The 13181-nt window shown below is 72.4% G+C and carries 13 protein-coding genes; 5 read left to right on the forward strand and 8 right to left on the reverse strand.

The window, feature by feature from the left end:
• Window positions 1-217: 217 nt before the first annotated feature.
• Window positions 218-1507, forward strand: a complete 1290-nt coding sequence (locus MUB56_RS19675; RefSeq protein ID WP_244928704.1) for an HNH endonuclease signature motif containing protein — start codon at window positions 218-220, stop codon at window positions 1505-1507.
• 92 nt (window positions 1508-1599) lie between these two features.
• Entirely contained in the window at window positions 1600-2004 is a 405-nt protein-coding gene (locus tag MUB56_RS19680) for a VOC family protein (protein ID WP_244928705.1), read from the forward strand.
• Window position 2005: 1 nt separating this feature from the next.
• Here MUB56_RS19680 and MUB56_RS19685 read toward each other — a convergent pair whose 3' ends face one another.
• From MUB56_RS19685 to gcvT, 7 genes are all read right to left on the reverse strand, one after another.
• Window positions 2006-2923, reverse strand: a complete 918-nt coding sequence (locus MUB56_RS19685; protein ID WP_244928706.1) for an LLM class F420-dependent oxidoreductase — start codon at window positions 2921-2923, stop codon at window positions 2006-2008.
• A 4-nt stretch (window positions 2924-2927) separates the two neighbouring features.
• Entirely contained in the window at window positions 2928-3425 is a 498-nt protein-coding gene (locus MUB56_RS19690) for a dihydrofolate reductase (protein ID WP_244928707.1), read from the reverse strand.
• Window positions 3415-4224: a thymidylate synthase gene (locus MUB56_RS19695; protein WP_244928708.1), complete on the reverse strand. Its 810-nt coding sequence runs from the start codon at window positions 4222-4224 to the stop codon at window positions 3415-3417. The genes MUB56_RS19690 and MUB56_RS19695 overlap by 11 nt, the downstream gene beginning before the upstream one ends.
• Before the next feature lie 4 nt (window positions 4225-4228).
• Complete coding sequence (locus MUB56_RS19700) at window positions 4229-5059, reverse strand: PhzF family phenazine biosynthesis protein (RefSeq protein ID WP_244928709.1); 831 nt, start codon at window positions 5057-5059, stop codon at window positions 4229-4231.
• A 21-nt stretch (window positions 5060-5080) separates the two neighbouring features.
• The gene (locus MUB56_RS19705; RefSeq protein WP_244928710.1) at window positions 5081-6367 is read right to left on the reverse strand and encodes a hypothetical protein; all 1287 of its coding nucleotides are present in this window, start codon (window positions 6365-6367) and stop codon (window positions 5081-5083) included.
• Between the two features lie 80 nt (window positions 6368-6447).
• Complete coding sequence (locus tag MUB56_RS19710; protein ID WP_244928711.1) at window positions 6448-6705, reverse strand: hypothetical protein; 258 nt, start codon at window positions 6703-6705, stop codon at window positions 6448-6450.
• 4 nt (window positions 6706-6709) lie between these two features.
• A complete protein-coding gene (gene gcvT, locus MUB56_RS19715; RefSeq protein ID WP_244928712.1) occupies window positions 6710-7834 on the reverse strand; it encodes a glycine cleavage system aminomethyltransferase GcvT in 1125 nt (374 codons plus the stop codon).
• 40 nt (window positions 7835-7874) lie between these two features.
• Here gcvT and MUB56_RS19720 point away from each other — a divergent pair, with 40 nt between their 5' ends.
• The gene (locus MUB56_RS19720) at window positions 7875-9377 is read left to right on the forward strand and encodes a leucyl aminopeptidase (protein ID WP_244928713.1); all 1503 of its coding nucleotides are present in this window, start codon (window positions 7875-7877) and stop codon (window positions 9375-9377) included.
• Between the two features lie 2 nt (window positions 9378-9379).
• Here MUB56_RS19720 and MUB56_RS19725 read toward each other — a convergent pair whose 3' ends face one another.
• Entirely contained in the window at window positions 9380-9715 is a 336-nt protein-coding gene (locus MUB56_RS19725; RefSeq protein ID WP_244928714.1) for a hypothetical protein, read from the reverse strand.
• A 169-nt stretch (window positions 9716-9884) separates the two neighbouring features.
• Between MUB56_RS19725 and lpdA the strand changes: the two genes are divergently transcribed.
• Together lpdA and sucB are read left to right on the forward strand one after the other, a co-directional pair.
• Window positions 9885-11291 carry a dihydrolipoyl dehydrogenase gene (gene lpdA, locus MUB56_RS19730; RefSeq protein ID WP_244928715.1) on the forward strand — a complete coding sequence of 469 codons (1407 nt, stop codon included), beginning with the start codon at window positions 9885-9887 and terminating at the stop codon, window positions 11289-11291.
• A gap of 37 nt (window positions 11292-11328) precedes the next feature.
• Entirely contained in the window at window positions 11329-13161 is a 1833-nt protein-coding gene (sucB, locus tag MUB56_RS19735; RefSeq protein WP_244928716.1) for a 2-oxoglutarate dehydrogenase, E2 component, dihydrolipoamide succinyltransferase, read from the forward strand.
• Window positions 13162-13181 lie beyond the last annotated feature (20 nt).

The raw sequence follows: 13181 nt of genomic DNA on the forward strand, positions 1-13181 counted from the left end.
CGAGGTACGGCATCGCGTAGGGGCGGTGGGTTGCGGTCTGCGTTCGGCACCAGGCTGGTTCGAAGACTTTCAATGAAATAAGGGGCTCGTCGTTCGCAGCACTCGTCGCACCTGGTCGCGGTTGCTGGTCGGCTCACGGTTGCTTCGGGTCGACCGTCGTGGTCACCGCTGTGGATGAACACCCTGGTCTGTCGGTGGGCTTCACTACAATACTGGTATGGCCAACGGGGAGCTGCTCGACTGCGATGACGCAGCTGCGTTGCTTGCGTTCGTGCGCGCCCGCCGCACCGTCGCGGCCCGGGCGGAGGCCGACTTGTTGGCGTCCGCGGTGGCCTGGGCGGCGATGCACTCGACCGAGTCCCTCGATGAGGCCGCGAGCCTGGTTCCGGGCAGTCAGGAGCCGGTCGCGATCGCCGGGGAGGGCGCCCCGTTGATTAGCGAGTTCTCGGTGTTGGAGTTCGCTGCCGCCCTCGGTCTGTCGACCGATGCCGGGCGGATCCACCTCGGCGATGCGGTCGAGCTGGCGCACCGGTTGCCGAACCTCTACGGCCGGGTCCAGGCCCTCGACCTGCCGGTGTGGAAGGCCCGCCGGATCGCCAAAGCCACCAACGACCTCCCCATGGAGGGTGCCGCGTACGTCGACGCGCACCTGCACGCGGTGGCCCACAAGGTCTCGATCGCCCAGCTCGACCGCACCGTCGAGGAAGCCCGGGTCACGTACGACCCCGCCGAAGCTAGAGCCCGGCGGGAGGCGGCCTTCGAGAAGCGGCACTTCGACATCGACCGCCAGCAGGTCTCCTTCGACGGCACCGTCGACGTGCACGGCACCCTGGACCTGGCCGACGCCCTCGACCTCGAAGACGCCGTCGCCCGCCGCGCCCGCGAACTCGGCCAGCTCGGCCTCGACGTGCCGGTCGACATCCGCCGCTCGATCGCCGTCGGCGACCTCGCCCGCCGCCAGCTGTCCCTGGAACTCAACACCGGGGAGCCCGCCGCGGACGACCCGCGGCGGAAGCGGCCCCGGCAGGTGCTGCTGCACGTGCATCTCTCCGAGGCAGCCCTCGCCGGGGCCGGGAACGAGCTGCACCTGGCCCGGGTCGAGGAGACCCGCTCCTTCGTCTCCGCCGAGCAGGTGAAGACGTGGTGCGCGAACGGCGACACCCAGGTGGTCGTGAAGCCGGTCATCGACCTGGCCGATCACGTCCACGTCGATGCCTACGAGACCCCGGACCGGCTCCGCGAACGCCAGGTCCTGCTCCAACACAGCTGCGTGTTCCCGTGGTGCCGCAAGCCGGCCCGACGCTGCGACTGCGACCACATCGACCCCGCCGCCCGCGGCGGACCGACCTGCGACTGCAACATCGCCCCGCTCTGCCGCCGGCACCACCGCGCGAAAACCCACACGAGATGGCGGTACGACAAGCTCGACGAGACCACTTTCGTGTGGCAATCGCCCAACGGTCTGCTCATCAAACGCGACCACACGGGCACCACCGAGCTCACCTGACCGACCCGAAGCCTCCGCCCTGACCGGCACCGACCGTCAGGGCCACAGGCACGCCTTGACTTCAACCAAGGATGAATTCCTAGCGTGGGCGGATGACCACCATCCCCGAGCAGTACCTGCGCTCGACAGTCCCCCATCTCTTACTCGACGGCGCCTCCGAGGCGATCGGCTTCTACGAACGCGCGCTCGGTGCCCAGGAGCTGTTCCGGATCCCGGACGACGGGGGACCGATCGTCCACGCCGAGATGGACGTCGAAGGTTCCGTCTTCATGCTGAGCGACGCTCACGACGGCTTCCACAGCCCGCTGACCCTCGGCGGCACGTCGGTCGGGATCCACCTTTTCGTCTCCGACCTCGACGCCGTGCATGCGCGGGCGGTCGGCGCGGGCGCCGACGAGGCCCAGGCTCCCCGGGACATGGACTACGGCCTGCGCAGCTCGATCCTGCGCGATCCCTTCGGCCACGTGTGGGTGCTGCTGGCGACGCTGCCCGGCTGACTCAGACGTGCGGAGCAACCTCCGCCGCGACCAGCCGCAGGTGATCCAGGTCGGCGAGGTCCAGGACCTGCAGGTAGGCCCGCTCCGCGCCGAGGGCGGCGTACCGACCGAGCTTGTCGACGACCTCCTGGGGGGTGCCGGCGAGACCGTTCTCGCGCAGCTCGTCGGGCTCGCGCCCGATCGCGGCCGCCCGACGGGCGATCTCGGCCTCGTCGGAGCCGACGCACAGCACCAGCGCGTTCGACCAGGTCATCGTGGCCGGGTCGCGGTCGATCGTCTCGCAGGCGGCGCGGACGCGGGCGAACTGCGTCTCGGTGGTGGCCTCGTCGACGAAGGGCAGGTTGAACTCGTCGGCGTACGCCGCGGCGAGGGCCGGGGTCCGCTTCTTGCCGAGGCCGCCGATCAGGACCGGTGGCTTGGGCTGGACCGGCTTCGGCAGGCCCGGTGAGTCGGTCAGCTGGTAGTGCGTGCCGGCGAAGTCGAAGCCGCCCGAGGTGGCCCACAGCCCGGTGATCACCGCGAGCTGCTCCTCGAACCGGTCGAAACGCTCCCCCGTCGACGGGAACGGGATGCCGTACTTGGTGTGCTCGGCCTCGAACCAGCCGGCGCCGATGCCGAGCTCGACCCGGCCGCCGCTCATCTGGTCGACGTTCGCGACGCTGATCGCCAGCGGCCCCGGGTGCCGGAACGTCGCGCTCGTCATCATCGTCCCGAGCCGGATCGTCGAGGTGTCGCGCGCCAGCCCGGCGAGCGTGATCCACGCGTCGCTCGGGCCGGGCAGCCCCTCGGTGCCCATGCCGAGATAGTGGTCGGAGCGGAAGAACGCCCCGAACCCGAGCCTCTCGGCCTCGAGGGCGACCGCGAGGAGGTCGTCGTACGTCGCGCCCTGCTGGGGCTCGGTGAAGATGCGCAGCTCCATGCCCTCAGCCTGCCAGGAGCCTCCGCACGCGGAACACGCGGTCATACCCCTCGTGGTGCTCCCGCGCTGTCTCCTCCCACTCCGTGTGGTCGTACGACGGGTAGAGGACGTCGCCCTCGGGCTCCAGCTCGACCTCGCTGAGCACCTGCTCGTCCGCGGCACCGAGCAGCGCGGCGTACACCTGGGCTCCCCCGGCGACCATCACGTCGCCCGGGAGCGTGTCGGCGAGCGCGAGCGCCGAGGCCACGTCGTGGGCCACCAGCACGCCCTCGGCGGACCAGTCCGGGTCGCGGGTCAGCACCATGGTCGTGCGACCGGGCAGCGGCCGGCCGATCGAGTCGTACGTCGTGCGGCCCATCAGCAGCGTGTGGCCGAGCGTGAGCTCCTTGAAGAGCCGCTGCTCGCCGGGTAGCCGCCACGGGATGTCGGGCCCGTTGCCGATCACGCCGTTCGCGGCCACGGCCGCGACCAGCACGATCCGGCGCCCGCCCTCAGACGGCAATGGGGGCCTTGATCCCGGGGTGCGGGTCGTAGCCCTCGAGGCTGATGTGCTCGAGGTCGAACTCGTCGAGCGCGGTCACCGACGGGTCGAGGTGCAGCGTCGGGAGCGGGCGTGGCTCGCGGGTGAGCTGCAGGGCGGCCTGGTCGAGGTGGTTGAGGTAGAGGTGGGCGTCGCCGAAGGTGTGCACGAAGTCTCCGACCTCCAGACCCGTCACCTGGGCGACCATGTGGGTGAGCAGGGCGTAGGAGGCGATGTTGAACGGCACGCCGAGGAACACGTCCGCCGAGCGCTGGTAGAGCTGGCACGACAGCCGGCCCGGCCCGGACTCCTGCGGCGCGACGTAGAACTGGAACATCGTGTGGCAGGGCGCGAGCGCCATGTCGGGGATGTCCGCGACGTTCCAGGCGCTGACCAGGTGGCGGCGCGAGTCGGGGTTCGAGCGGAGCTGCTCCACGACCTGGGCGATCTGGTCGACGTGGCGCCCGTCGGGGGTCGGCCAGGACCGCCACTGGTAGCCGTAGACCGGCCCGAGGTCGCCGTTCTCGTCGGCCCACTCGTCCCAGATCGACACACCACGGTCCTGCAGCCACTTCACGTTCGTGTCGCCGCGAAGGAACCACAGCAGCTCGGCGAAGACCGAGCGGGTGTGCACCTTCTTGGTGGTGACCAGCGGGAAGCCCTCACGGAGGTCGAAGCGGAGCTGGTGACCGAAGACCGAGCGGGTCCCGGTGCCGGTGCGGTCGCCCTTCTCGACGCCCTCGTCGAGGACCCGGCGGACGAGGTCGAGGTAGGCCTGCACGTGCTCAGCCTAGAGCGTCCACGGAGCCGACGATGGTCGTGCGGGTGTCGCCGCCGACCCAGACGTCCTGCCCCTCGCGCCGCACGTGCACCTGGCCGGCTCGGCCGAGCGCGGTCCCCTGGCTCGCGACGTACGACGCGGGCAGCCGGCCACCGGCCAGCCACTGGCCGATCCCGGCGTTGAGCGACCCGGTGACCGGATCCTCCGGCATGCCGTAGCCGGGGCAGAACGCGCGCACCTCGACGGCCCGCGGCCCGTCGTCGTACGGGCCGACGACGCCGATCTTGAGATCACCGAACGCGGCGAAGTCGGGCTCGAGCGCGAGCACGGATTCCCCGTCCGCGAGGAGTACGCCGACCCAGCCCGGCCCGTTGTCGATCCAGGTCGACTCGACGATCGCCGACTCCTCGATCCGCAGCGCCCGGCAGATCCCGGCCACGTCGTCGGAGGAGACCGGTCCGGAGCGGATCAGCGGCGGCGCCTGGAAGGACAGCCGTCCGGCGTCGTCACGGCGCAGCCGCACCAGCCCGGCCCCGCACTCCTGGACCACGTCGGCGCCGGCGGGCACGCCGCCCGCCTCCAGCCAGGCGTGCGCACTGCCGAGAGTCGGGTGCCCGGCGAAGGGCAGCTCCCCTCCAGGCGTCCAGATCCGCAGCCGGTAGTCCGCGCGCGGGGTGGAGGGCGTCAGCAGGAAGGTGGTCTCGGACAGGTTGGTCCAGCGCGCGAAGCGCGCCATCGTCTCGTCGTCGAGGCCGTCGGCGTCGTGGACGACCGCGACGGGATTGCCGAGCAGCGGGGCGGCGGAGAAGACGTCGACCTGACGGAAGGACAGCACCCGACGACCGTAGCGGCGTCCTCACCGGGCGAACAGCGGCACCTCCCCCGCCGCCGACAGCTGGGACTCCACGACGCAGGCCCCGGTGCCGAGCGTGCAGGTCCGCAGCTCCCAGGAGCCGGAGGCCGAGCGCCGCCCGAACTCCTCGTCGTCGGCCGCCCGCTCGGGGACCGCGACGACCAGCACCACCCGTCCGTCGCGCACGAGCGTCGCCGCGACGTCCCGCTCGCCCGGGCGCAGGCCCGTCGCCGCGGTACCGCCGAGGAGGTCGAGGACGACGGGCTGCCCCACGACCGAGTCCACCAGCGCGAACCGCCCGTCCGGCGAGAGCATCCCGCCCTGGCCGTCGCCGACGTACGACGGCCGCCCACCCGGTCCCTGCAGCCGCACCCTGCCGTCGCCGGACTGGTAGAGCCGGGCGCCCGCCCGGATGTCGAGCAGCGGCAGGCCCGAGACCCGGACCGGGTCCCGGCCCGGCGAGAAGGCCGCGGTGCCGGCCCTGTCGGTGAAGAAGAGCCTCCCCCCGTCGATGGCCACCGGCTCCAGCCCAGACCCGGCCGTCCGGCCGACCTCGCCTCCGGCGTCGAGGTCGTGGAGGACCAGGCCGCCGTCCTCCTCACGCCACGCGACGAGCCGGCCGCCGCTCGACGCGACGACCGGAGACCGCGGATCCGCCCACCCCAGCCGGAGGCGCCGGCCGGCGTCGTCGACCTGGACCACCGCACCGTCCCCGGCCACGTAGACGGCGCCACCGCCCACCGCGGCAAGCGCGCGCACCGCACCGAGCACCACCACGACGTCGCGCAGTCGCAGCACCCCATTGGCGTACCAGACCGCGTCGACGAGCGCCGGCGCCCGCTGGACCGGCACCGGCGGCAGGACGTCGTACGAGTCCTCGTCGCGCGCGGTCCACACGACGGCGGCTGCGGCCGCGACGAGCACCACGACCAGGAGGGCGGCCAGGAAGCGGGTCGCGGGCCGGCGCCGGCGGTGGGTGACCAGGTCGTCCAGCACGTCGGCGACCTGCCACTCGTCGAGACCCGCCACCTCGGTGAGGACCTCGCCCACCCGGCTCTGCCACCCGGTCGAGCGGCGCCGGTCCTCCCAGGTCGCGAGCAGGGTCCCCAGGAACACGACGTCGACGTCGTCCTCGCGGATCGAGCGCGCCCAACCGCGGCGGCAGCGTCCGATCGCCTCGCGCACGACGCCGGGCACCAGGAAGCGCGGACAGTCCAGCCGCAGCAGGACCTCCTGCAGCACGGGCGCGCGCGCTGCGGCGTAGGTGTCGAGGTCGTCGTCCGCCGCCACCCGTCCGCCTCAGGACGTCCCGGCGAGGGCGTGCGGCCGGAGCTGCGAGACGGGCGCCGGCAGCTCCATGACCGCCTCCGTCAGGCGTGCAGTGACATCGGGCCGTAGACCCGGCGGTCGAGGTCGAAGAGTGTCACCGCGTCGACCCCCTCGCCGGCCAGCTCCGACCAGGTCTCGCCGACCCAGGACTCGGCGTCGGCCTGGCTGGGGAAGCGCTGGTCGGCGAGCTCCCCCTCGACGACGACCTCGGCGCCGGTGGCGTTCTCGAGGCGCCAGCGCCAGGGGTGCTCGGCGGGGGTCGGCTGGCGGAAGGTGTGCGGCTGGTCGGGGAGGTTCACGTGGTCAGTCCTCTCGCACGGACGGGTCGACGAACGGCGGCTTGGTGAGCTGGAAGATCTCGCGGCGTCCCCGGATGTCGACGCCGACCTCGGCGTCCTCGGCGACGAACGACGGCAGCAGGGCCAGCCCCACGCCCTTGCGCAGGGTCGGCGAGAACGTCCCCGAGGTGATCTCGCCGAGCAGTACGTCGGCGGTCAGCGACACCGTCATGTGCGGGCGCGGGATGCCGCGACCGGTGGCGACCAGGCCGCGGAGCACTCGCGTCGGACCCTCGGCCTTCTCGGCGACGAGGACGTCGCGACCCCAGAACGCGTCCTTCTTCCACCCGACCGCCCAGCCGAGGCGGGCCTCGTTGGGGGTGACGTCGAGGGAGATGTCCTGACCGTGGAGCGGGTAGCCCATCTCGGTGCGCAGGGTGTCGCGCGCGCCGAGGCCGCAGGCCACCATCCCGTGCGGCTCGCCCGCCGCCATCAGCGCGTCCCACAGCGGCTCGGCGACCGCGACCGGAGCCACCAGCTCGTAGCCGCGCTCGCCGGTGTAGCCGGTGCGGCAGACCACGACCGTGGCGCCCTCGAACGGCGTCTCGGCGAACGACATGTACTCGTGCCCGACGGGCAGCCCGACCGCGGCCAGCACCTCGTCGCTGAACCGGCCCTGGACGGCGAGCACCACGTGGTCGCGGTGCTCGTCGGTCACGCTCACGCCGTCGGGAGCCGCGGACTCCAGGCGGCGCACCACCTCGGCGGTGTTGGCGGCGTTGGGGACCAGCAGCACCCGCTCGTCGTCGTGCCAGTAGACGATCAGGTCGTCGACGATCCCGCCGGTCTCGTCGTCGCAGCACAGGGTGTACTGCGCCTTGCCCGGCCGGATCTTGGCCAGCGAGTTGGTCAGCGTCGCGTCGACGTACGCCGCCGCCCCGGGCCCGGACACCGTCGCCTTGCCCAGGTGGCTCACGTCGAAGACGCCGACGCCCTCCCGCACGGCCGTGTGCTCCTTGACCACCCCGGTCGGGTACTCCAACGGCATCGTCCAGCCCCCGAACTCGGCGAACTTCGCACCGAGCGCGACGTGCCGCTCGTGCAGTGGCGAGCGGATCAGAGCGGGGTCATCGGCTGCCTGGTCGACCATGGCCCGGAACCTACCCCAGCGTCCCGACTATCCTGCGTCGATGACCTCGTACACGCTGCGCAACGCCAGCCCCGCCAAGACCCGAGCGGACGCGGTGGTCGTCGGTGTCGTCCAGGGCGCGAAGGGCGTCGAGCTGGCGGCCGGTGGCGACGACGTCGCGAAGGCCTACGGCCGCAAGCTCCGGCCGCTGCTCGCGACGCTGGGGGTCGCGGGCAAGCCGGGCGAGGTCGTGAAGGTGCCCACCTCCGGCGTCCTCTCGACCCCGCTGCTGGTGCTGGTCGGCCTCGGCAAGGAGCCCACCCCCGCAGCCGTACGACGGGCTGCCGGCGCGGCCGCCCGCGCCGTCACCAACTCGGCCTCCGTGGCCGTCGCGCTGCCCGCCGACACCGCCGAGCTGGTGCGGGCCGCGACCGAGGGCTGGATCCTCGGCGGCTACACCTTCACGGCGTACAAGAAGGACGCGAAGCGGGAGACGCCCGGGGAGGTCGTGGTGCTCAGCCCGGCGGCCCGGCGCAAGGAGGTCGGGGCCGCCTTCGAGCAGGCCCAGCTCGTGGCCGGAGCCGTGGCCGCCACCCGCGACTGGGTGAACACCCCGCCCGGCGACCTGACTCCCCCGGCCTTCGCGGACGCCGTCGTCGCCGCCGGCAAGGAGTTGTCGAAGGGCCGGGGCGCCCCCAAGGTCAAGGTCACCGTCCGCGACGAGCACGAGCTCGCCGAGCTCGGCTGCGGTGGCATCCTCGGCGTCGGCCAGGGCTCCGCTGCCCCGCCCCGCCTGGTCGAGCTGACCTACGCGCCCCGCGGCGCCAAGCAGCACCTCGCGCTGGTCGGCAAGGGCATCACCTTCGACTCCGGCGGCCTGACCATCAAGCCGGCCGCGAGCATGCACGAGATGAAGTCCGACATGGCCGGCGCCGCTGCGGTCGTGCAGGCGACGTTCGCCATCGCCGCCCTCGGGCTGCCGATCAAGGTCAGCACCTTCGTCCCGATGGCCGAGAACATGGTCTCCGGGGGCGCGGTGCGACCCGGCGACGTCCTGACGATGTACGGCGGCACCACCGTCGAGGTGCTCAACACCGACGCGGAGGGTCGGCTGGTCCTGGGCGACGCGCTGCTGCGCGCGACCGAGTCCCAGCCCGACGTGATCCTGGACGTCGCCACCCTCACCGGCCACATGGTCGTCGCGCTCGGTGACAAGGTGGCCGGCGTGATGGGCTCCGACGAGGTCGTCGAGCAGGTCCTCGCCGCCGGCCGCAGCGCCGGCGAGGAGCTGTGGCCGATGCCGATCCCCGAGGGCATGGACGAGCGCATCCACAGCAGCAAGGTCGCCGACCTCGCTCAGCACGACTGGGTCCGCTGGGGCGGCGGCCTCTTCGCGGCGGCCTTCCTGCGCGAGTTCACCGCCGGCCTGCCGTGGGCCCACCTCGACATCGCGGGACCCGCATTCGCCTCGGGTGGCCCGACCGGTCACGTCACCGCCGGCGGCACCGGCTTCGCGGTGACGACCCTGGTGGAGTACGCCCGGGCGATGAGCGCCGGCTCCTAGGACTAGAGACCCTGCTGGCGCTGCTGGAGCTTCTGCCGGCGGTTGTAGTCACGCATCCGCTGCGGGATGCCGACGACCGCGGCGTCGTACGACGGCACCTGGTAGGTGTTGCAGAACTTGTGCGCCCAGGCCACCGACGGCACCCGCCGGCGCGTCCACTCGCCGTCGTGGGCGACGAGCAGCAGCGTCACGTCGCTGACCGCGGTCCGCGGCTCGACGAACCCCTCGACGCCACGACGGTCGGTCACCCACTGGTGCAGGTGGGTCTCGTCGACCTTGTCGGAGGCACGCACCTGCGTCGACCCGGTGCGGTAGCCGTCGCCGGCCGGCCTACTCATGCGCGTGCCGCGACGAAAGCGGTCCATCCAACCCATGGCCCCTAGTCTGCCCGGTCCACCCAGGTGTGCGCTCGGGACGGCAGGAATCCGGCCGGCGACCCGGTGTGGTTCCACCGGGCGGAAGTGCAAAGATGGTGCGGCGCTCTCGACGACCCACGGAAGGACCACGGTGGCCACCCCCGACGACAACGGCGACTCCGGCACCACCGGCTTCGACGTACTCGTCCTCGGCGCCGGCTCCGGCGGCTACGCCTGTGCGTTGCGCGCCGCTCAGCTCGGTCTCCGGGTCGGCCTCGTCGAGAAGGGGCCGCTCGGCGGCACCTGCCTGCACGTCGGGTGCATCCCCACCAAGGCGCTGCTGCACGCCGCGGAGGTCGCCGACAGCGCCCGCGACGCCGCGCAGTTCGGCGTCCGGGCGACGTTCGAGGGCATCGACGTGGCGGCGGTGAACTCCTACAAGGACGGCGTGGTCAACCGGCTGTTCAAGGGGCTGGCCGGGCTCGTCAAGAGCCGCGGCATCACCGTCATCGAGGGCGAGGGCCGGATGACCGGGCCGCGCGAGGTGACGGTGGGCGACACGACGTACTCCGGGCGCCACCTGGTGCTCGCCTCCGGCTCCTACTCTCGCTCCCTCCCCGGCCTCGAGATCGACGGCGAGCGGGTGATCACCTCCGAGCACGCGCTGCGGCTCGACCGGGTGCCCGCATCGGTCGTCGTCCTCGGCGGGGGTGTGATCGGTGCTGAGTTCGCCAGCGTGTGGCGCAGCTTCGGCGCCGAGGTCACCATCGTCGAGGCGCTCCCCCGGCTCGTCGCGGCCGAGGACGCCGACTCGTCGAAGGCGCTCGAGCGGGCCTTCCGCAAGCGCGGCATCGTCGTCCGCACCGGCACGCCCTTCGAGAGCGTGAAGACCACCGCCGACAGGGTCGCGGTGGGCGTCGAGGGTGGCGACGTCATCGAGGCCGAGCTGCTGCTCGTCGCGGTCGGCCGCGGCCCGAGCACCGACGGCCTCGGGTACGCCGAGCAGGGCGTCGCGATGGAGCGCGGCTTCGTGCTCGCCGACGAGCGCTGCCGCACCAACCTCGACGGCGTCTACGCAGTGGGCGACATCGTCCCGGGTCTCCAGCTGGCCCAGCGCGGCTTCGCCCAGGGCATCTTCGTCGCCGAGGACATCGCCGGGCTCGAGCCGCAGCCGATCGACGAGGCCGGCATCCCCCGCGTGACCTACTCCCACCCCGAGCTGGCCTCCGTCGGCCTCACCGAGGCCGTCGCTGCGGAGACGTACGGCGCCGACGCCATCGAGACCCTCACCTACGATCTCGGCGGCAACGGCAAGAGCCAGATCCTGAAGACCCAGGGCTTCGTGAAGCTCGTACGCCGCACCGACGGCCCCGTCGTCGGCATCCACCTCGCCGGCGACCGGGTCGGCGAGCTCATCGGGGAGGCCCAGCTGATCTACGGCTGGGAGGGGTACCCCGAGGACGTGGCCCCGCTCGTGCACGCCCATCCCACCCAGAACGAGGCCCTCGGCGAGGCGCACCTCGCGCTCGCCGGCAAGCCGCTGCACGCCCACGCCTGAACCCCATCTCCATTCACGAAGAGACGAAGGAACTCCATTGGCCACCGAAGTCAACCTCCCAGCCCTCGGGGAGTCCGTCACCGAAGGCACCGTCACCCGCTGGCTCAAGCAGGTCGGTGACACGGTCGCGGTCGACGAGCCCCTGCTGGAGGTGTCCACCGACAAGGTCGACACCGAGATCCCCTCCCCGGTCGCCGGCACCCTGCTCGAGATCAAGGCCGAGGAGGACGACACCGTCGAGGTGGGCGCGATCCTCGCGGTGATCGGTGACGAGGGCGAGTCCTCGGGGAGCTCCGAGAGCGCCGCCGAGCCCGAGCCGGAGCAGGAGCCCGAGCCGCAGGAGGAGCCCGAGCAGGCCAAGGCCGAGGAGCCCGACGCCGCCCTGGAGCCCGCCCCCGCCGGCGAGGATGCCGAGAAGCCCGCCGCCGAGACGAAGCCGTCGGGCGGGTCCGGCACCGCCGTCACCCTGCCCGCGCTGGGCGAGTCCGTCACCGAGGGCACCGTCACCCGCTGGCTGAAGTCGGTAGGTGACGAGGTCGCGGTCGACGAGCCCCTGCTGGAGGTGTCCACCGACAAGGTCGACACCGAGATCCCCTCCCCGATCGCCGGCACCCTGCTGGAGATCAAGGCCGAGGAGGACGAGACGGTCGAGGTCGGCGCCGAGCTCGCGATCATCGGTTCCGCCGACGCCGCACCCGCGGCGAAGGAGCCCGAGCCGGAGCCCGAGCCCGAGCCCGAGCCCGAGCCGGAGCCCGAGCCGGAGCCGGAGCCGGAGCCCGAGCCCGAGCCCGAGCCCGAGCCGGAGCCCGAGCCGGAGCCGGAGCCGGAGCCCGCCCCGAAGGCGGAGGAGCCGAAGCCTGCGGCCCCGAAGGCGGAGGAGCCGAAGGCGGAGGAGCCGAAGCCGGAGGAGCCGAAGCCGGCCGCCCCCGCCGCGACGTCCGCTCCCTCCTCTGACGGCGGCGGCTACGTCACCCCCCTGGTCCGCAAGCTGGCCAGCCAGCACGACGTCGACCTGTCGTCGGTGTCCGGCACCGGCGTCGGCGGTCGGATCCGCAAGCAGGACGTCCTCGAGGCCGCCAAGGCCAAGGAGACACCGGCCGCACCGGCCGCCGCCCCCGCTGCTTCGTCCGCCTCGGCGCCGTCGGTCACCCCGTCGCCGCTGCGCGGCACGACCGAGAAGATCAGCCGGCTGCGCAAGATCATCTCCGAGCGGATGGTCGACTCGCTGCAGACGGCCGCCCAGCTCACCCAGGTGGTCGAGGTCGACGTCACCAACATCGCCCGGCTGCGCGAGGCCAAGAAGGCCGACTTCCTGGCCCGGGAGGGCGTCAAGCTGACGTACCTGCCGTTCTTCAGCAAGGCGGCGATCGACACGCTCAAGGAGCACCCCAAGCTCAACGCGACGATCGACACCGACGCGGGCGAGATCACCTACTACGACCGCGAGAACATCGCCTTCGCCGTCGACACCGAGAAGGGTCTGCTGACCCCCGTCGTCAAGGACGCCGGCGACCTGTCGATCGCCGGCCTGGCGAAGAAGATCGCCGACGTGGCCGAGCGGACCCGGACCAACAAGATCGGTCCCGACGAGCTCGGTGGCGGCACCTTCACGATCACCAACCTCGGCAGCTTCGGGGCGCTGTTCGACACCCCGATCATCAACAAGCCGCAGGTGGCGATCCTCGGTCCCGGCGCGGTCGTCAAGCGCCCGGTCGTGATCGACGACCCGAACCTCGGCGAGACGATCGCGGTGCGCCACATGGTGTACCTGGCCCTGACCTACGACCACCGCCTGGTCGACGGCGCCGACGCGGGCCGCTTCCTGCGCGACGTCAAGAAGCGGCTGGAGGCCGGCGTCTTCGACGTCTGATCCCGCCGACGGGTCACCCG

The sequence above is a fragment of the Nocardioides sp. W7 genome, assembly GCF_022919075.1.
Classification (GTDB): domain Bacteria; phylum Actinomycetota; class Actinomycetes; order Propionibacteriales; family Nocardioidaceae; genus Nocardioides.

Coding starts and splice junctions, on each gene's coding strand:
- MUB56_RS19675 (WP_244928704.1), top strand. CDS start 218: ATGGCCAACGGGGAGCTGCTCGACTGCGATGACGCAGCTGCGTTGCTT.
- MUB56_RS19680 (WP_244928705.1), top strand. CDS start 1,600: ATGACCACCATCCCCGAGCAGTACCTGCGCTCGACAGTCCCCCATCTC.
- MUB56_RS19685 (WP_244928706.1), bottom strand. CDS start 2,923: ATGGAGCTGCGCATCTTCACCGAGCCCCAGCAGGGCGCGACGTACGAC.
- gcvT (WP_244928712.1), bottom strand. CDS start 7,834: ATGGTCGACCAGGCAGCCGATGACCCCGCTCTGATCCGCTCGCCACTG.
- MUB56_RS19720 (WP_244928713.1), top strand. CDS start 7,875: ATGACCTCGTACACGCTGCGCAACGCCAGCCCCGCCAAGACCCGAGCG.
- MUB56_RS19725 (WP_244928714.1), bottom strand. CDS start 9,715: ATGAGTAGGCCGGCCGGCGACGGCTACCGCACCGGGTCGACGCAGGTG.